The sequence below is a fragment of the Terriglobales bacterium genome (assembly GCA_035561515.1).
Lineage (GTDB): Bacteria > Acidobacteriota > Terriglobia > Terriglobales > Acidobacteriaceae > DATMXP01.
In genome coordinates, this window is the sequence record DATMXP010000021.1 from 21,139 (window position 1) to 41,302 (window position 20,164).

Below are 20,164 nucleotides of genomic sequence, written 5' to 3' on the forward strand. Positions count from 1 at the left end.
CAACGATCTTCCAATAATTGCGCACTGTCAACACATTTTTCAGCAATTTCAGGATTCTGCCTTCAGAAACTATCTAATTGTTGCCAATTTTTCGGAATCGATTCCATAACCCATTGCTTGCGTCCAGGTCGGGTTAAGGCGATGAAATGGATACGGTCAAATCGTCGACAGCTAGGCTGCTCCGTGAGCGTTCGGTCCGCGAACGAATCACAACGGAAGTATTACGGCTGCAGAGTCATCGAACTGGCGATCTGGTAACGTGCCACCTTGGCGCCAGAACAATCTGGTCCGGGCTGACAACCACCTGCGTATAGCTCGTATGTGCCAGGCAGGACTTGTCGAGCCCCGGTTTCCCCCACGAGGCTCAAGTCGCGTGGTGAGAGCTGGACCTTAACCCACCTCTGTTCACCAGGTTTGAGATGAACGCGGGCGAAGGATTTCAGGGCTGGTCGGTGCGAACCATCCTTCGTAAGCAGGCGAGTGTAGATCTGCACAACTTCGTCGCCAGCTCTGGTGCCGGAATTTTTGACCAGCACTTTCGCAACCAATGGTTCCCCGGCCTTTAGCCGACGGCTAGAAATGTGCGCATCAAGGTATGAAAACTTCGTATAGCTCAGTCCGAAGCCAAACGGAAACAGCGGCTTGCCGGAGTAGAAGCGGTAGGTTCTTCCCTGCATCCGATAGTCGTCGAACGGCGGGAGATCATCCAGATTTTTGTAGAATGTGACCGGCAACTTTCCTGAAGGATTATTCTGTCCGGACAACGTCTCGGCAATCGCAGTGCCACCTTCCTGACCGGGATACCAAGCTTCCAGAATGGCGTCCGCATGTTCTTTTGCCCAATTGACCGACAGTGCGCTGCCGTTCAGCAACACAACGATGAGTGGCTTGCCAGTTGTTGCGATTCGTTCCAGCAGAGCCTGTTGCGCGGCGGGAAGGTCAAGCGAAGTGCGGTCGCCTCCAGAGAAGCCGGGCAGATCTACTTTCATCTGCTCGCCTTCCAGGTTCGTTGACAGTCCGACAAAGGCGACGACGGCGTCGGATTTCTCTGCTGCTTCCAGTGCTTGCTGAATCAGAGCATCTGCCGGAGGCTGCCATACGATGTCGATCTGTCCGCCAGACTTACTGCGGGTGTACTCGACTCGTATCTGATGCCGACTGCGGTCGGAGAACTCAACTGCAATGCTCGCGTCGGTTTGCGCATCCTGCGAAGGCATTGTGGAGCTGTCGAGCACCAGTTTGTCATCCAGGTACATGCGATAACCAACAAGTTGCCTGCACTCGTAGCAGAAGCCTAGGTGGATACCGATCCGATACTTGCCCGGTGCCGGTGGGATGAACCAGGCAGTCCACCGAACTGCGAAGGTTTGAGCGTCGACACCCGGTCCTGGGCTCACATCAACGAAGTCGAAGTTTGGAACAGGATCGGTACGAACGAGAACAGGCTTGCCGCTTAAATCGAGATTGTTGAAGTATTCGCCGGTCAGGCCTTCACTTCCGGGAGAAGCTACGGGTGCAAGCAAATTTCGCGGTATGGGCAGGAGTGCCCCGTCCACGAACACTGAGCCTTGCGCATATCGGATGTTCGACTCTCCCCACTGTTTTCTCATCGCGGTAAGAGGCACCACGGGATTCGTTGGAGTTCCAGCGTAATTTCCCTTGATGGAAGCCAAATAGTCAGCGGCAGGCCCGATCACCGCGATGCGACGAATCGACGCTGAGAGTGGCAGCAGGTTCTTGGCGTTCTTCAGGAGAACGATGGATTCCCGGGCTGCCCGCAATGTCAACTCGCGGTGACGGGGAGAGTCCACTTCGCTGATTGGAATCGAAGCGTATGGACCTTGTTCCGCTCCCTGGAGGATCCCCAGCCGCATGCGCGCGAGGAAGAGTCTCTGAAGTGAGCGATCGACTTCAGTCTCGGTCAGAAGGTTCTGACGTACCGCCGCGGGCACGTATCGATACATGTGGCCGCAGTCAAGGTCAGTGCCCGCCTTGATCGCGGCGGCGACGGCAGTCGGAGCGTCTGCCGTAAATTTGTGCTCGCCGAAGATGTCGTCGATGGCTCCACAGTCGGAGACGACGTACCCCTGGAAGCCCCACGAGCGACGAAGAGTATCGTTCAGCAGAATTGGGTTGGCGCACGCGGGCATTCCGTTCACTGCGTTGTAGGCACACATGACGGAACCAGCATGTCCCTCGGTGACGGCCGCTCGAAACGCCGGTAGGTATGTATCCTCAAGATCGCGAGAGCTAGGCCGCCCGTTGAAATGATGGCGTTGCTGCTCGGGTCCACTGTGCACGGCAAAGTGCTTCGGGGTTGCGATGACGCGTAGATAATCAGGATTGTCGCCCTGCATTCCGCGTACGAAGTTTACGGCTAACGTTCCTGTCAAAACTGGATCTTCGCCGTAGGTTTCCTGTCCTCTTCCCCACCTGGGATCGCGAAAGATATTCACGTTGGGGGACCAGAACGTCAGGCCGTAGAAACGCGCGTCGGAGCCTCTCCTGATCGCCTCGTTGTGCTTAGCACGGGCCTCGATGGAGATTGTCTCGCCGATAGCGTGCAGGAGTTCCGTATCCCAAGTGGCAGCGAGGCCGATTGCTTGTGGGAAGTTTGTGGCTTTGCCTGCGTAAGCGACGCCATGTAAGGCCTCATTCCACCAGCCATACTCGGGGATGTTCAGCTTCGGGAGCGCTGCCGCGTGGTCCTGCATCTGAGCAGCTTTTTCTTCGAGCGACATCCGGGAGATAAGCGCAGAGGCATCTTTCTGGCGCTGTTCATCCTGAGCGACCGCAAGTACGGTCGCAATCAAGCAAACCACGAAGCAAAAGCAATGCAATCTTATGTGCATGTAGATGGAGAACCTCCCACGCCAGCGAGATATGGAATCAGCCTTCCATGTGCTGAACAGCGACGATGCGGTAACCGTGTGGTTTGGAGCCAACTGCGCGGACATCCACGCCGTTCGAAGAAGAACGGCGCAGTTCTAAACCAGCATCCCCATCGAGTTTCCACGTGAGTGAACCGTCGCCATAAACAGCAACGGTCAAATCCCGCGTAGCGTTGGACGTTGTGGTGAGCGCAACGCCACCGAACGGAAGAATCGACCCGGCTTTCACGAACACTGGAATATCTTCCTGGAACCCGGGTATTTGATAGGACCTGCCACCATTGAACACCTGACCGGTCCAGAAATCGTGCCATACGCCTTCGGGTAGAACGACTTCGCGGGCGTCTTCCCCAGCGAAGAGAGGAGCGACCAGCATTCGGTCGCCCATCATGTACTCGGAGTCGATGCCGTGTAAGCGGAGATCGTTCGGATAATCCAAAACGAGGGCACGGAACGGTGGGGTGCCGTCGAGAGCATATCTAGCAAATGCGCTTCGCAGGTATGGCACAAGCCGCATGCGCCATTCGATGATGTTTCTGCATCGCGCTTCGAGGGCCTGCCAGTTTTCGCTTAACTGGTCCTCGTTGTTCCTCTCCTGATCGATCTGCTTCCACGGTGGATTCTTGATGTACCAGGCGTTCACCATCGCGAGCGGCGAGAAGACGACGGTTTGAAGCCGCCGAACCAGATCAAGTTCGCTGTTTGCGTCACGCACCTCCGGGCACCACAGCAGACCGCTGAAGCCGGAGTTCACGAGCGCGCGCACAAAGTCGCGATGATCGTACAAATCGCTATATAGAACGAAGGGATAAGGACTCGCGAGCGCTCCGCTGGAGCGCACCAGCCCGAATGTAGACTTGTTTCGCTTCTTGAATTGATCGAGGATCGCATCTTGATAACGGAGACCAAAAACATGGTGCATCTGCTCGCCGTCTAGACCTGACGGGAACTGCGTGAAGTCCTGGAACGACCACCCTCCCCCTCCGGTGAAGTCGGAGTTGTCACACTCGTCGAGTTTGAAACCTGAGATGCCAGCGTCGATGAGGTTCTTGCCGTGATAGTCGCCGAACACCTTGCGACCTGCGTCATCAACAAAATCGGGCACCAGACCACCCCAAACGCCGTAGTCAGCAGAATGCGGCAACAGATCTTCAAACAGCGGCGATGATGGATGAGTGAACGCATGCTCCCAGAGATTGACTTGATATCCGAGGCTCTGGAGTTCGGCGAGGAAGCCCTTGGGGTCGCTGAACCGAGACGCATGCCACGCGAAAGAGCACGAGTACGCATGGCTCTGCCATCCAGGTTCTAGGCCGAGGACGTCGCACGGAATCTTTCGCTCTCGCAGTTCGCGCGCAAGTTCGACGATTTCGCTTGCATTGTCCCGTGTATAAGCTCGGTACCAGAATCCGAGGCCCCACTCTGGAGGCTCCACTCCGCCCCCGGAGAAGAGGTTATAGCGCCGTACGACGTCCATCATCGTGGGACCGGCAAACAGGTAAACATCGACACCCATTGCCCGAGGCACATCTACGGTGACAACTCCGGAAGCCTCAAGAGGAAGGGTTCGCACAGAGTCTGGCGTTGCCACCTCGTTGGAAGTGGTGCTGATCGGCTTCGTGGGCCGCAGACGCGCATTGTCGCAGTTGAAGCTAACTCGACGACACGAATCCACGAATATCCCGTAACCTATGGTGCTGACGTAGAACGGAACAGGAGCGTGCGAATCGCCGGTATCGACTTTGGGATCAGCGTTAACGCGAATGGTCTTCTTCTTACCCCGCTGAGCGAACGAAAGCAACTGTAGTCCGAACCCGAAGATGTTCTCGTTCGGCGCTAGCGGTAACGTTATCAGGCAGCCAAGGGGTCCCACTTTCGCGCCAAGTAATTTGATCGACGCCTCTTGTGGGGCTGGGAGTCGGCGAAGAGCTCCTTCGGCGGGCGGGATCGTTCGGCCCGAAATGGGCGTGTACTTCTCAGGAACGCCGATCGTGGCCTTCCAAATACCCGGGAACACCGGAGCCCATGTGAGGGAAGTTTGTCTCTTTGGCGAAGCCGGCTCCTTGACGGGCGACGCCGCGGCTGCGGTGGCCGCCAGTGCCAGAGCCGATCCCTTCAGCAGATCCCTTCGATTCATCATCCGTCACCTGTGGCAGTGTGCTTCCTGTTAGGGAACAGTTTTCATGAGCGGACAGCTTCGCCTTGCGAAGCAATCCAGTCGCGCACGCGATCTCGCGAGATTACACCCTCAACCGCACCGATCCGTTGAACACTCAGGGCGCCAACTGCATTGGCGAAACGCGCGATTTCAGGCAATGGCAATCCTTGTTGGTGCGCCGCCAGGAATCCTGCAACAAAACAGTCGCCTGCGCCGGTAGTGTCGACGGCGTTAACCGGAAATGCTGGGCAGACAACTTCTTCGCGGCCATAGATCGCGCAGCCGCGGTGGCCCAGTTTGATGACGACCAGTGAGACACCCTCCTCCAATAAGACGCGAGCAGCAGCGTGCGCCTCAACATGACCGGTAATCATGCGAGCTTCATCTTCATTCATGAAGAAGATGTCGATTTGCGTGAGACAAGGTTGGAGGGCTTGCATCCATTCGCCGTAAGGATCCCAGTTCGTGTCGAACGAGGTTGTGAGACCTGCGTGCTTGGCATCGGCCAGAATCTTTCTCCCATTCATCCGGAGATGCGGCACCACGAACAGGCTGGAAAGATGGAGATGAGAGAAGCCTTTTCGAAGATCGCCGGCAAAGGCGACCGGTTGTGCGAACGCATCTTCACTCGCGCCGAGGCGATGCAGGAATTGTCTCTGACCATCGGCCCCAATTAGCGCTACCGACGTAGCAGTAGGCTTCGATTGACGGATTACGCCGTTGCTATCGACGCCGCACGATCGCAAGCCGTCGAGAATGAAATCGGCTTGAGCGTCTGAGCCAACGGCACCCAAGATATAGACGGGGACCCCAAGGATCGCAAGCGCTCGGGCAGTGTTCGCTGCGTTGCCACCGATGCGGTACTCGATGCTGTCCACGAACGTGGTAGTTCCGAAGCGGAGTTCGCCGAAGGGCTTGACGAGGATGTCGTAAACAAGACTTCCAGCGCAAATAATGCCGCCCTTCTCTTTGTCGCTCATGCATGCTCCATTTGCAGATGCTTGCGAAGCGATTCGACGCCTGTGCGAGGGCTCGTGAGTATTCGGCCGTTGGAAGCGTCCTGGCGGACTGCCACCAGTCGTGCCATGCTGCCCTGGGCAAGAACGACCACCTCATTTTCGTCGATGGCACGGTCGATGACAGCATTTACCAGGGCGTCGTGCTTTTGGGGATCGCCAGAGAGCAGGGAGTCAAAGGCGGAGTCGGCGACATAAGACTTCACTTCAATGTTGCGTCCGCTCAGCTTTGCCTTGCGAAGGATCAGTTGCTTGGTGGGGTCCAACGTAGTGGCAAGCGTCGCGATCACTCCGATACGGGAACCTGATTCCACAGCACGCTCCGCCATCGCTTCGTCAATCCTGACGACCGGGATGTCCACAACTCGCGCAAGCATCTCGGCGGCTTCGCCGACTGACGAGCAACAGTTCAGGATCGCGCTCGCACCTGCGCTGGCCGCGAGCACGCCGTATCCGATCAACCGGCGGGTCACCGCTGTCGTTAGGTGACCTGCTTCGCGGACTTCCGATAAGAGCCCGTCGTCCATGATGTTCACGAGGCTGGTGCCGGGCAGAAGTTCCTTTACAAGAGGCTTGATAACTTCCACGAGGACGGGACCGGTATGGATGGCATAAAGAGTTTTAGCAGACATAATTACCTGGGCTGTTCCTCTGGTTTAGGACAAGAGCGGATCGCCTCTCTCGCTTGAAGAAAGAAATCCTCTCCTCCGAAATTGCCTGATTTAAGTACGACCGGCATGATCGGCGTGGTGATGGAAGCGCAAAGTGGAACTCCGGGCACGATGTTCCGCCCTATCCTAAGAGCCTTTATCCCGATCGTTCGGCAGATGGTTCCCGAGGTCTCACCCCCCGCAACAACTATTCCTTGAGGAAGAACGTGGCTGACGATGTCTCTGGCGATAGCCCCGAGACCTGCGGAGATCTTCATTCCTACAGAAATGGGGTTCGAACCTTGTGCGAGTGCCCATTGATGAACAGCATGGACGCTCTTCGCATTCGTTCTGATGAAGACATCTTTGCCAGACTTGAGAAGAGCGACCGCCTCGGCGACCAGATTCGTTCGATCAAAAACCTCAGAGGCCAACTCGGTTCCCTCGAGGACATACGAGTGAACACCGGTATGCTCGAAGTACTTGCTCTGCACACGAGTGGCTTCTGAGCAACTTCCGGAGATGATGAGCGTGCCGACCCTCGTATCGGCGCTCGTAATGCTGCGGGATTGTTGTCCCTCGGACCAAAATCCCCGGCGCCGCCATGCAGCAGCGAGCGTTACGGCGTATCCCGAGCTGCCGGTGATTAATGGCATGTCGGCGATGACTTCGGAGATAACCTCCAAATCGCTGTCGCAGATGCAATCGATCACCGCGATTTCCACTCCGCTCTCCTGCAGTGCCTTCAGTTCGTGCCTGAGCGATAGCGCTCCGCTCCGAACTGCCGGATGAGCAGCGAGTCCGACCTTTCTCCCGGTCTGCGATTGCAGATGCGAGACGAGATTGGAGTTCGTCATGGGATTCAGCGGGTGGTTCCGCATCGACGATTCCGACAGAAGCTGCGTGCCGACGAAATGATGCCCCACGTATGTGGTGCGACCGTTGATCGGAAGCGCGGGGACCGCAACCGTAAACGGCTGCCCAAGGGCGTCCATGGCAGCGTCGATGGACGGTCCGATGTTGCCCTCGGGAGTGGAGTCGAAGGTGCTGCAGTACTTGACCGCAACAGTTCGCGGCTTCAACGGAAGAATCAACTGACACGCTTCACGGCTCTTTCTGTATGCCTCTTGCGGCGGCAGAGCCCTGGAGGCGATTGCGAACACCAGCGCATCGGCGTCCTGCGCCCACTGCTGGATCTCCTGGGACGTTGCTGAATCCAGAATGACGAGGGTGCGCATTCTCTGACTGGCCAGCATACCTGCGATGTCGCTGGCGCCGGTGTCGTCATCCGCGATACTGGCAAAGGTCAGGTTCACGCTCGCCCTCGGTTACGTAAGTAGCTGACTTCAGCCGCACCAAGGGCCTTCCCGCGCTCTCCCAAGATGAAGAAGAGACGAGCTGTTTCTTCAATTTCCTCCGCAAGGGCCGAGGCTTCGAGCAGGTTCCTTCCAAGTGCGACGGAGCCATGGTTGCGCATCAACATGGCTGGTGTCTCCGGAGCTAGTTTTTCCAACTCCGTGGCGAGACGAACGTCACCGGGAGGAAAATACGCGATCACGGGAAGGCACGGTACACGCATAGCGTAGTACGGAGTGAAGGCGGGCAGTGCGTCCTTGGTGTTCAGCTCTTTCAAACAACTCACCGCAGTCGCGAATCCCGAATGCAGATGCACGACCGCATGGCACTCGGGGCGTGAGCGATATGCCGCCAAGTGCAGAGGAAGTTCCTTCGTAGGCTTACAGGCGCTCGTTGCGGTTCCGTCCATATTACACACGGCAATGTCCTCCGCAGAGAGATCGCCGAGTGAACAGCCGGTCGCGGTGCAGTAAATGCTTCCCTCCACTCTGCAACTGATGTTCCCCGCTGTCCCGAACGCATACCCACGAGTAAACAAGCTCCGTCCCGTGGCTATGATCGAGCGAATTAAATCGTCCGAATGCATCAGGATTCCTTGTCTACAGGAAGTTCGCGAACGGGCCCGACAACGATTCCCCACATGCAAGCACCTGCCAACGCGATCAACCCAGTCATGACAAACGAGGTGCGGAACGAGCCCGTTTGGGTCGCCAGTTCTCCCGTGAGCCACGAGGCAACGATCCCAGAAAAATTCCCGATACCATTTTGAAGTCCCGTCCACCGCCCAGCCATTGCTGGCCCGGCTATCGTCTGTGTGATGGCCCAGTGGTTGGAAGTGTAAGTCCCGAAGGCAAAACATGCGAACAGCAACATCGCAAGCGAGAAGGACGCGCTCTGCACGTATCCAACAACCAGAATAGAAGCGGAACCAAGCAGGCCGCCAACCACTACCGACTTTCGCACGATCGTCGGCGAAACTCCTCGCCGAATGTATCGGTCGGATAGCCAACCTGCGCAGAGTGTACCGATGGCAATCACCAGAAACGCAATCGATCCAACATTTGCCATCGCCTGCGTTGATAGACCTTTATCCTTCACCAGGTAGGACGGAAGCCATATCAAGAGAAAGAACCAGACGTAGTTACCGCAAAAGTGTCCGGCGAATGTTCCCCATGCGGAACGACTGGACAGGATGCGTGCAACGGACCCTCCGCTGACCGGCTTGTTGATCGGCGAACTCGAAGAACGGGCCGCGAATAGAAACCACGGGACTACCCAAGCGAGGCTAATCACTCCAAGCACAACGAAGAAGATGCGCCAGTCGAAACGGACGAGCAGCATACCGCCGAGAAACATTCCCACGGACGGCCCAAGTTTGGAGGCGGCATCGAGGAACGCGTTCGCAGTGCCGCGAGAGGTCTGGGGGACATCGGTGGCTAGGATCCTGGAATAGCATGGATACGCAAAAGATTCGCCCGCCCCAAGGATCAGTCGCATCGCGAAAATTGCCCAAAACGAAGACAAGAACCCTGTGACAAGCGTTGACAATCCCCACACCAATGCGCTGATCCCAAACACCATGGTGACCCGGAACCGATCACACAGCCACCCGGAGATTCCCACCAGTTGGAATAGCGCGTAAGTCCAGAAGAAAGCTGAGGAGAGCACCCCGATTTGCGCGGTGGTCAACCCCATGTCCTTCTGCATTAGCGGAGCAGCGATCGAGAGGTTCGACCGGTCGATGTAGTTGATGAACATCGACGTCGTAAGCAACAACGGCAGCGCATACTTCGACGCGGTCACTCTCGTCTCATTCGCGCGCCCATTTACAGCCACGTTCATGCTCGTTGCAACCGCTGCTGCCAAGGAATGGCACTCCTGAGCAGTTGATTGAGTCTCTCCAGGTTTGCTGCGCCTTGAGTCTCGAGCCACTTGCGGAACGCTCCTACTCCTTGTGTTGCGTATACCGAAACTCCGTCCTGCCATGTTGCACGTCCGCAGAGCACGCCCGAGTACCTGGCGCCGGATTCGTTCGCCATCCGGAGAGACTCGAGAAACACCGGAGTTGAAACGCCGGCGCTCAGGTAGATGTATGGACAGTGCGCGACCTTGTCTGCGGCGCGGAACGAATCCAACGCTTCGTCCATCGTGTATGCCGTCTCTCCCCGATGGACAGCGCTCCCTTGCACATAGGTTGGGACGACTGGAAACTCCACCTTCAAAATGTCCACTTTGTAGATGTCGCGCGAGAACTCCCGCATCAGTTCAATCACCAGTGCCGGCTTTGCTTTCGCGAATGCGAAATCGGACATTGGCGCCTTGCCCGCAGGTACCGGATCGTAGAGAACTGGCTCAAGGAAAAACGGCATGCCTAGCGCTTCGCATTCGTTTCCGATGCGTTCAATGAGGATTCGCTTTTCGAGGTTTGGGCGGTCGTCATCCAGAGGTGAGTAATGAAGAAGAATTTTGATGCCGCTCGATCCCGCGTCGCGTAGGGTGCGCACTGAATGTTCCGGCATCAGAGCCAGCATTCTGTTCGGGCGCGGGTTCTCATATCCGTCAGCTTCGTAGGCGAGAAGAAGACCGCAGTTCTTTGCGCGTGCTTCTGCCGCTTCCAGACCGTACTCCGGATCCAGGAGTATGGCGCTCGCATGCGAAGTCAGCACCTGAGTGACTGCCGTTTTGAACTCAACCAGCTTGGAGTCGGCAATTTCCTCAAAGGGACCGGAAGCTGCGTTTGCAATGAGTTTTCGTAAACTTCTGCGCTGATCCATTGCAAGGGCCGCAATGACCCCATCTGCATTCGACAGTGAGCGCAGCCTTTCCGTCTTTGATTGCTTTGGGATCGTCATCTAGTCACTTGAACTGGTGGTGAAACATTCAAACATCCAACGAAGTTGCAGACCTCGACAACCCGTCGGCAACACATAACGCGGCGACATCGCCGATACGCTCTCCAAGTTGTGCCGGCAGAACCGTACAGCATTGTGCGCTTTGCGGAAGAGCGTGACGGTTCATCTCAGCAAGCGCGGGTTCGAACAGGAGACTTCCCAGCCTCAATGCCAAACCGCCGATCACAATCCTCTCGGGATTCAGAATGTCGACGAGAATCGCAAGCGCTTGTCCTAAGCGTTCGCCGGTGTTCTTGACGATGCGGCGCGCGACCGCATCGCCGTTCATTGCAGCCAGACCAATATCCTTCGACGTCAACTGACCAGACGCAGCAACTTCGGCGAGGACCGTTGGCTCACCGGCCTGCTGTGCCGCCTTGACGACGTCCACTCCGTGCAAGGCCATGCCCCAACCGCTTGCCCAGCCTTCTACAGATCCGGCTTTCCCGTATCCAACCGGACCGCCTTCCGTCAGCGTGACATGTCCCACCTCGCCTGCCATGTTTGTCGAGCCACGGTAAAGCTCTCCGTTCAGGATCAGGCCCGCTCCGATCCCCGTACCCAAAGTGAGGAAGACAAGATTGGTGCAACCTGCTCCTGCACCGTATCTGTGCTCAGCGACGGCACCTGCGTTCGCATCGTTCTCGAGCAAACATGGCGCCCCAAAACGTTTTTCGAGGATGTCCTTAATGGGAACTTCGACCCAGGTAGGAAGGTTCGGAGGAGACTGGATGATTCCTGCGACAGGGTCAAGCGGAGCTCCACAACTCACGCCGATCTGGAGCGATTTGCCGGAGCTGTGGCGTTTCAGTGCGAGCTCAATCAGCTCGTTGATCTTCGCGAGCGCATGTTCTGGCCCAAGTTTGGGCAGAGTCGGAAACTCTTCCCGAAACAGTATGTGGCTGGGATCTTCAGCGAGGATCACCGCTGTTTTTGTCCCGCCAATGTCAACCCCGACAAGCATTAAGCTCCTCCTGCTTTGCCGTCCCCCGTCCCCTACTTCGCTCAAATCTCTACTTATTCTTCGAGAGCGTTTACTTCCGACACCTGTCGAGTTCGCGGGTTCACCTTCAGAGTCTTTATTTCGAATGGCTTGAACTCTCCGGTCCAAGTGGTGCCCGCAAACCGGAGATTGAAACGGACTCGTCTCGCCGCCCCCGTACTCTCGTACGCACGAACGATCACATCGTTTCCATCTTCGGCTTGTTTAACGGCCGATACGATGACCTCCGGCGCATCGACCTCAAGGAAACTGTCCGAGAGGGCACGCGTGCCGGGATGAATGCCTTGATAAATAATCGGAACTTCGGTGACTAACTTCTCTGCGTTGCGAGTCGGATCTGCCTGCTGCCAAGTGCCCGAGTGCGGAATCAGCAGGATCCGCAGGCTCTGTACGCCCTGGTCCATCCACTGGTAATCCGTTCCGGGATCGAGAGTGCGGGGATCGTGATGGGCGAATACCGGGGCGCGAGCGACTGAGACGCGCATCTCGCTTCCGTTAGCACTGTATCCGTACTTCGCGTCGTTTACTACCGCAAGTCCGTAGGTCTGGCTGCCGGAGCGTCCGCTCACATCAATCCAGCGCTGGCCCGGATCCTCATCTCCGTTCGTGCTGCGCTCCATGGCGCCATAGGCGATCTCGTATGTCGCTTTCGGATCCTCCACGTTCACCGGGAATGCGAACTTCAGCATCTTTTGGTGTTCGTGCCAGTCGAGAGTCACGCGAGCTTCCAAGTCGCGGCCGGTCGCATATAGCAGGTAGTCGATCGTCAGTTGCGACGTGCCGAATGCGTACTTCGCCCTCACTCGTCCACGAATAGGGCCACTTTCAACTACCTTGATGTTCTGTAACGCGAAGTTCCCTACTTCTCGGTCGTACGACCGGACATGATGGCTCCAGGTGTCGCTCGGATCATCCAATACAACCGCGCGCATTCCCCCATTCCCATTGTTCACCGCACGAAGAACTTCTTTTTGGTTGTCCTTATCGAGCATGGAGAGAGTCCCATCCGAGAGGAAACTGATCTTCAAGTGGGCGTTCTCCATCTCGCGGTCACTCACGCGCAACGCGGATTCGGGCTGTTGGGGAACGGCAGGCACATTGTGGAGCCTGATTTGGCGGTATCCCATCGCGGGGACCTGCACCTCGGCGGCAAGTCCGATTCGGTTCGTGACCGTTGTGGTGGCTTGAACCCACTGATACGGAATCGACTTCCCGCGTTCATCTTCGAGAACTGTTGGTTTCTTAGGATCCCATCCAAGGTCGTACTCAATCCGAAGATTGGTCGTCCACGCGTGAGGGTTAAAGACGACAAGGTATTTCGAATCGGGATCTACGGTCGGCACCTGCCAAGCGAGCTTCTGTACCGCCAGATACAGTGCGTCACTGGCAACATCCTGAGCGCGGGCGTAGCCATTTTTCGCAGCGTCATAATAGGAAGGGAGTGTTGTTGCACCCAGGGTGTCGTGAAACTGCAGCAGAAGAACTTTCTTCCATGCCTTGGTGAGATCGTCTTTCGGATACGTGGCTCCCCAAGCGATGTTTCCTATCGCCGCGAACTTTTCGGCGTTCACCAGAGCGACTTCCGTTGAGCGATTCAGCTTCTTTAGATCGGAACCTGCCGTGTAGCAGCCGACTGCATGGTGCTGCATATCACCGGTGACTACAGGAAGGTCATTCAGAAAAGACGCTTTACGGACTTCCGAGAAATATCGGTCCGGCGTACTGAAGAGAAGTTTCGGCGCACCCGGCTCACCCATGATCCGATGAATTGAGCTGATATTCGCTTTCGTGGGTCCGCCACCATGGTCGCCGATGCCGTAGAACTCCATCGCGTTACGAACGGACTGCCCGCGAAGAAGTTCAATCTCGCGCAGCATGTGATTACGCACATCTCCCGGATCGTCGTAGGCAAGCGGAATGCGGAAGGTCAGTGCCTTGGTTCCGTCAATTCCTTGCCACCAGAAGAGACTGGACGGAAGTTGTTTTTCCGTTGCATTGGGCCGCATGAACACATAGTTAGGCATGCCCTGTAATTTGAGGATCTGCGGAATGCTGCCGGTGTGGCCGAAGGAGTCGGGATTGAAGCCGATGGTTGCGGTGCGTCCAAAAAGACGCTTCAAGCTGCGCTGCCCATACAGGCCCTGCCGAATGAGCGCCTCGCCATTCGGAATATTCACATCGGGCTCAACCCACCACCCGCCGACTAGGTCCCATCGTCCTTCCTGCACGCGCTTACGTACCTTGTCCAGCAGGGCGGGATCACTATCGGCAATCCATTCGTAGAACTGTGACGAACTGGTCGTCATCTTCACATCGGGGTCTTCTTTGAGACGGTCGAGCGCGGACAAAAAAGTGCTGTGAACGACGGCGTTTGTTTCCGCCAAGGGCCAAAGCCAGGGCGCATCGATGTGGGCGTTGCCGACCATGTGCAGCCTTAAGTTGGCAGCGTCTGGCGGCCATAGCTGATCCGCACCGGCATCGGAATTTGTCGATGATTGCGGCGAATTAGCAGTCGTGTTCTGCGCCGCCGGCTCGGCCGCCGACATACTCGCTGAAGCGAGAAGGAGAACGCACGCGCAGAAGAAACGACCTGACCTACTCAGCAGTTGGAAGACTCGCATCATTCGCATGGCTTACCCTTGAAGCTTCTCCAGGCGGCCGAACTGAACCGCTTATTGGAATCGATTCCAGAGGGGAGGATACGGTCGGTTCAACAAAGTGTCAAGGAACGAATTGCCAATTTGTCAGTTTTCTGACACTCTCACTGTTGACAAAAATGAACCCATTGGAACCTGTGCACGCATGAACCGAGTGCGCAAACATAAGAAAGCTTCTGCCCCCGCTTTGGCTGACGTGGCGCGCCTCGCCGGGGTCGGTTCCGGAACCGTTTCCAGAGTCATTAACGGCGGCAAGAACGTTAGCCCCAAAACACTTGCCCGCGTGCATGCCGTAATGAGGGAGCTTGGGTACCAGCCCAGCTACGCCGCGCGTGCCCTCAAAGGTGCACCCTCGAATACGATCGGCCTGATCGTGCCGACAGTGGCTGATCCGTTTTTCTCGTCGGCAGCCGCGGCCATCGAAGAAGTTGCAGGGCACCACGACACTCTGGTGCTGCTCGCGGCATCGGGAAACGATCCTCGCAAGGAAGAGCGAGAGTTGAATGCGCTGATCCGCCGAGGGGTAGATGGGTTGATACTTGCTCCCTCAGGCGGAAGCACTCCCGCCCTCGTGGAGAATGCGCCCTTCCCCGTCGTGTGTTTCGATCGCCCGATTCAGAACGCAGCTCTCACTGCAGTCACGGCCGACAACTATGCCGGGGCCCGCGCTGCTACCGAATATCTAATCGATCGAGGATACAAAAAGATTCTGTGTGTTGGTGGATACGGCCGGCTTTTAACAAGCCAAACCCGATTCAAAGCCCACAAAGACGCCGTAGTCGAAGCAGGCCTGCCATACCTCGCGGAACTTGAGGCAGAAGACTTGACCTCGACGCAGTCAGCCGTGCTGCGGCACGTGCTTGGAGCCGATAGGGTTGACGCAATTTTCTCAACGAAGAACACGACAACTATATACGTCTACAAATGTTTGAAAGATCTGGGCATTAAGATTCCAGGCCAGATCGGAATTGTGGGTTTTGACGATTTCGATTTGGCTGACGTCTTGGACCCGCCGATCAGCGTGGTGCGTCAGCCGATCACTCGTATCGCAACCAGGGCGGCGGAATTGCTTTTTGAAGAGATGTCGACCCAAAAGACCCTGAAGCAAACGATCAAGTTCGACGTCGAACTGGTATTACGCGGTTCCTGCTGATTTCATTCCTGTTCCCGAGCAGATCACACGGAATTGACACACTGCATGTAGGGGAGCACGATATTGGGGTGGTATCGATTCCAATACTGGTTGTAAGCAGCGGCATTTGGGGCCTGAGGGTGGCAAATTCCAATCGATGAACTTCCGCCTGTACTCTTCCGTCACTTTATGAGCGACAACTCATCATCGCGCCGTGACTTCCTGCGCAGCGCAACTGCCGCTGCTATGGTTCCGCTGGTCTCCACGGCATCTTCTGAATCGACTGCCAGGTCACAGTTTTCAACTTCGGAAGGGCTTGCACGTATTTCGGAGAACCTCTTCTTCCTTGCGGATACGTGCAACGTGTACTTGATCCGCAATGGCGACCACGGAATCCTCATAGACTTTGGTTCCGGCAAGATCCTCGATCACCTGGCTGAGGTAGGCGTGTCGAAGATCGATTACATTCTGCACACGCATCACCACCGCGACCAAGCGCAGGGCGATTTGCTGGCTCATGATCGCGGAATCCCCATCGCCGTGCCCGCGCACGAACGGCATCTCTTCGAGGACGCAGAACGGTTCTGGGCGAACCGACGAGTTTTCGACTTGTACCAGGTGCGGAATGACTTCTTTTCACTTGCGTTTGACGTCCCGGTTTCAAAGCTGCTTCACGACTACGAGACTTTTGATTGGCGGGGTCACTCGATCTTCGTGCAGCCAACGCCGGGACACACCATCGGCTCCATCAGCCTGGTGGCTAAGATTGACGGGCAGCAGTGCGTATTTTCCGGCGACCTGATCTACTCGAATGGAAAGGTTCAAAACCTTTACGATCTGCAGTACTACTACCAGGAGCATGAAGGCGTCGACTTTTCGATGTACTCGATTACCGAGCTTCTGGCCTTACGCCCAACGCTGCTTTGTCCATCGCATGGCAAACCAATCGGGGAACCGATCTCCGCGATGGAAAGCCTGCGCGCGAAGTTGTTGGATTGGTATCACTACTGGAAACCAACCGGCACACCGACGTTTCAGTTTAAGGCCACCCAGATCAGCCCTCACCTGATCTCTCATCCGCTTCCGACTTCAACCTTCTACGCGATCCTGAGCAAAAGCGGAAAAGCGATGCTGATCGATTACGGATCGGCCAGCTGGAACTTCTTTGCGAGCTTTCGCGATGCTACGGACACGTACGGGCGCATGCGCTTCGTGGAACACAGCTTGAATGCACTCCAGTCGCAGTATGGCGTCAAGGATTTCGATGTTGTGATCCCGACACACATTCATGACGACCACATCAACGGCATCTCGCATCTGTCTCGCAGGTTTAAGACTCGGGTCTGGTGTTACGAGAACATGGTTGAGATATTCCGGAATCCGCGTGGACGTAACCTCGGGTGCATTCTGGCCGAGCCGATCTCAGTTGACCGAACATTTCGTGATGGCGAGAAGTTTCAGTGGGAAGAGTACGAGTTAACGATGTTCCATTCCCCCGGTCATACGGAATACCAGATGGCGCTGTTCACCTCGATCGATGGCGAGGACATTGCGTTTACTGGCGACGCGTTCTTCAATTACGACAAGTCGAACCGGATGACCCACAATCTCATCTATCGGAACGACGTCAAAATCGGCGATTATCTCCGCTCCATTAAGAATATCCAACGAATGCGCCCCAACATGATCGCGCCGGGTCACGGCGAGCCTTTTATGGTCACGGACCAGATGGTTCAGGGCTTCGTTAAGAACGTTCAACGGCAAGACGAGATTCTCGCCGGCTTAATTGCAAATCAAGTCACCGACTTCGGACTCGATCCGTCATGGGTCCAGATCTATCCGTATCAAGCGGTTGCAACCGCTGACGAACCGTGCTCATTGGAAATCCGCGTCCGTAATCACGGGCCTGAACCGATGAAGCTGCAGATTGCGCTTTCTCTGCCCCAGGGGTGGATGAGCACGCCCTCCCAATTCGAGTTACAAGTGGCGCCGAGATCTTTGGGAAAACAAGCGGTCCAGATAAGGATTCCCCGGTCCGTTTATCAACTTGGGCACAGGCGAGCTATTGTCGCTGACGTTCTTGCCAACGGAGTTCACTTGGGACAGATTGCCGAGGCCGTCGTGGACATGTGTGATCCGACCAGCCCGCGAGTAACTTTGTAGGAACAACTTATGAATCCGACTGAACAAGCTGCTACGCACGAAACACTTCAATCAGTGATACACCGTCAACTGAGATCATCGATCGCAACGATCCAAAGTGTTCTCGACGACCCGGCCATTTCATCCACACTGGTCGCAGCGGCGCAGTACGCAGGCGACGCAATGCGAAATGGGCGCAAGTTAATGGTGGCCGGTAATGGTGGTTCCGCAGCCGAGTCTCAGCACCTCGTCGCGGAATTTGTCTCGCGGCTTACAGTCGATCGCCGGGCGCTTCCTGCCATCTCGCTGACCGTCGACACGTCAATCCTCACTGCTATCGGAAACGACTACAACTACGAAGACGTGTTCGAACGGCAACTCGAGGCAATCGCGCAAGCAGGCGACGTTTTTTTCGCTCTGTCAACCTCCGGCAACTCGAAGAACATCTTGAAGGCACTAAAGCTCGCCCCCAAGCTGGGTGTTAAAACGATTGGAATATCGGGGAACGGAGGAGGACAAATGGGTCCTCTCTGCGACTACTCGATCGTAGTTCCTTCCAAGGTGACAATGAACATACAGGAAGCGCATTTGTGCCTGGAACACATCTTCTGCATGCTGGTCGAGAAGGTCTTCTTTGGTATGCAATTCGGCGAGGGAAAAACTCCAGCGGTTCCGGCCGAATAGATAAACTGCCGTAGTAGGCCTGAGTGGGCTCGGGCCCATCGATCTACGTTCGTTGCAATTGCATCTGGAGTTCTTCCAGCGTGTGTCCCTTCGTCTCAGGGTAGAAGCGCCAGACGACGATCAATTGCACGAGCATCATGGCGGAGAACAAAACAAACGGCGCACCGTTCGAACGCGCCGCCATCACCGGGAACGCCAATGCAATGAGTGCATTCATGATCCAGTGGGAACCACTTCCCAAGCTCTGCCCTTTAGACCTGACCTCCGTCGGAAACACCTCAGCGATGTAAACCCAGATCACAGCACCTTGCGATGCCGCGAAGAAGCAGATGAATGCCATCAGGAACCAGACGAGCAGTTCCGGATGGGAATGCGTCAGGAAGATCGCCGCTACGCCCGCCAGGCAAAAACCGGTTCCGACGGATCCGACGAGGAGGAGCGTTTTGCGCCCTGCTTTGTCGATCAGCGACATACCGATGAACGTGCCGACGAGGTTCATCAAGCCGATCAACACGGATTGCAAGTTTCCAGAGAGGCGGCTGAAACCCGCGTAGCGGAAGATATCGGTGGCATAGTAGAGAATGGCGTTTACGCCCGCCATCTGATTGAAGAATCCTATCGATGCCGCTAAAAAAATCGGCAGTGCATACTTTCGTTGGAAAAGCGGAACATCGCGTTCCTGTCCGGGGGATTCCAGCGACGCCTTGATCGCGGCCAGTTCGCCTTCGGGATTCTCGGAACCAAGCTTCCGCAGGTCGCTCAAAGCTTCTTCAAATTTCCCGCGAGCCGCAAGCCACCTGGGGCTTTGCGAAATCGTGTACAGCATCACTAAGAACAGAACAGCCGGGACAATGGCAACGCCGAATTCCCACCGCCATTCGTGCATTCCGATGTTCAGACTTGAGATGATGTAGTTAGACAGGTATGCGGCCAGAATTCCAAGAACGATGTTGATCTGGAACACGCCCACTAACCTGCCTCTCCATTTAGCCGGTGAAACCTCCGCGATGTACACAGGCCCCAGAACAGATGACCCACCAATTCCAAGCCCGCCGACAAACCGCGCAATCAGCAAGACGTGCCAGTTCCACGCGAACGCACAGCCAACGGCCGAGATGATGTAGAGAAGCGCCATGATCCGAAGTGCGCCGCGTCCACCCAGTTTCTGCCCGAGCACTCCGGCAATCGCGCAGCCGGCCACTGTTCCCCATAAAGCGATCGACACGGTAATGCCGAGCGTCTTAGGCACAAGCTGGAATGTCTCACTGAGCTGTTGCGTTGTACCTGAAATCACAGCCGTGTCAAAGCCAAACAGAAGACCACCGAGCGCTCCGACAGCGCTGCATCTCAACAGTTCCGGCGTAAGTTTCATGAGTCCTCGTGGAGTAACTTGCTGATGATAGAACCCTTCTCGGACATTTCGCAGAAAGCCGCGGTGGGATCGATTCCAGCAGCGGAAAGGATGCTATTACATGCATACGGCTGTCAAGGGAATGTTCGTTTGTTCCTCGAATAGGCGCAGCAACCCTGCGCAGCTTGACAACGTCGCCAGCCACGAGCAATCTACGAGGTTGGGATTGATTC

Annotated in this window: 14 protein-coding genes; 3 read left to right on the forward strand and 11 right to left on the reverse strand. The window is 56.1% G+C overall.

The annotated features are described in order from the left end of the window. Positions 1-221: 221 nt before the first annotated feature. Genes VN577_09210 through VN577_09255 form a run of 10 tightly spaced genes read right to left on the reverse strand, consistent with a single transcriptional unit; the run spans position 222 to position 14,511 of the window. A complete protein-coding gene (locus VN577_09210) occupies positions 222-2,852 on the reverse strand; it encodes a glycoside hydrolase family 3 C-terminal domain-containing protein (GenBank protein ID HWR14995.1) in 2,631 nt (876 codons plus the stop codon). A gap of 37 nt (positions 2,853-2,889) precedes the next feature. Further along, positions 2,890-5,031 (reverse strand): TIM-barrel domain-containing protein, encoded by a 2,142-nt coding sequence (locus tag VN577_09215; GenBank protein HWR14996.1) that lies wholly within the window; start codon positions 5,029-5,031, stop codon positions 2,890-2,892. Between the two features lie 41 nt (positions 5,032-5,072). Continuing rightward, positions 5,073-6,029, reverse strand: coding sequence for a carbohydrate kinase family protein (locus VN577_09220; protein HWR14997.1), 957 nt, complete (start codon positions 6,027-6,029; stop codon positions 5,073-5,075). Next, positions 6,026-6,697 carry an aspartate/glutamate racemase family protein gene (locus VN577_09225; GenBank protein HWR14998.1) on the reverse strand — a complete coding sequence of 224 codons (672 nt, stop codon included), beginning with the start codon at positions 6,695-6,697 and terminating at the stop codon, positions 6,026-6,028. The genes VN577_09220 and VN577_09225 overlap by 4 nt, the downstream gene beginning before the upstream one ends. A 2-nt stretch (positions 6,698-6,699) precedes the next feature. Next, on the reverse strand, positions 6,700-8,031 hold the full coding sequence (gene otnK / locus VN577_09230) for a 3-oxo-tetronate kinase (GenBank protein HWR14999.1): 1,332 nt from the start codon (positions 8,029-8,031) through the stop codon (positions 6,700-6,702). After that, the gene (locus tag VN577_09235) at positions 8,028-8,657 is read right to left on the reverse strand and encodes a class II aldolase/adducin family protein (GenBank protein ID HWR15000.1); all 630 of its coding nucleotides are present in this window, start codon (positions 8,655-8,657) and stop codon (positions 8,028-8,030) included. Before VN577_09235 ends, otnK begins: the two co-directional genes overlap by 4 nt. Next, entirely contained in the window at positions 8,657-9,937 is a 1,281-nt protein-coding gene (locus VN577_09240) for an MFS transporter (GenBank protein HWR15001.1), read from the reverse strand. The genes VN577_09235 and VN577_09240 overlap by 1 nt, the downstream gene beginning before the upstream one ends. Further along, positions 9,910-10,923: a tagatose 1,6-diphosphate aldolase gene (locus tag VN577_09245; protein ID HWR15002.1), complete on the reverse strand. Its 1,014-nt coding sequence runs from the start codon at positions 10,921-10,923 to the stop codon at positions 9,910-9,912. Before VN577_09245 ends, VN577_09240 begins: the two co-directional genes overlap by 28 nt. A 28-nt stretch (positions 10,924-10,951) precedes the next feature. Next, positions 10,952-11,926 carry an ROK family protein gene (locus tag VN577_09250; GenBank protein ID HWR15003.1) on the reverse strand — a complete coding sequence of 325 codons (975 nt, stop codon included), beginning with the start codon at positions 11,924-11,926 and terminating at the stop codon, positions 10,952-10,954. Between the two features lie 53 nt (positions 11,927-11,979). Next, positions 11,980-14,511 carry a glycoside hydrolase family 38 C-terminal domain-containing protein gene (locus tag VN577_09255; protein ID HWR15004.1) on the reverse strand — a complete coding sequence of 844 codons (2,532 nt, stop codon included), beginning with the start codon at positions 14,509-14,511 and terminating at the stop codon, positions 11,980-11,982. Positions 14,512-14,767: 256 nt separating this feature from the next. Between VN577_09255 and VN577_09260 the strand changes: the two genes are divergently transcribed. The 3 genes from VN577_09260 to VN577_09270 all read left to right on the forward strand — a co-directional run bounded on the left by VN577_09260 (position 14,768) and on the right by VN577_09270 (position 18,580). Then, entirely contained in the window at positions 14,768-15,775 is a 1,008-nt protein-coding gene (locus VN577_09260) for a LacI family DNA-binding transcriptional regulator (protein ID HWR15005.1), read from the forward strand. A 168-nt stretch (positions 15,776-15,943) separates the two neighbouring features. Next, the gene (locus VN577_09265) at positions 15,944-17,917 is read left to right on the forward strand and encodes an MBL fold metallo-hydrolase (protein ID HWR15006.1); all 1,974 of its coding nucleotides are present in this window, start codon (positions 15,944-15,946) and stop codon (positions 17,915-17,917) included. 9 nt (positions 17,918-17,926) lie between these two features. Further along, positions 17,927-18,580: a D-sedoheptulose 7-phosphate isomerase gene (locus VN577_09270; protein ID HWR15007.1), complete on the forward strand. Its 654-nt coding sequence runs from the start codon at positions 17,927-17,929 to the stop codon at positions 18,578-18,580. Between the two features lie 43 nt (positions 18,581-18,623). On the opposite strand, the gene VN577_09275 is transcribed toward VN577_09270, so the two are convergent. Further along, positions 18,624-20,006 (reverse strand): sugar porter family MFS transporter, encoded by a 1,383-nt coding sequence (locus tag VN577_09275; GenBank protein ID HWR15008.1) that lies wholly within the window; start codon positions 20,004-20,006, stop codon positions 18,624-18,626. Positions 20,007-20,164 lie beyond the last annotated feature (158 nt).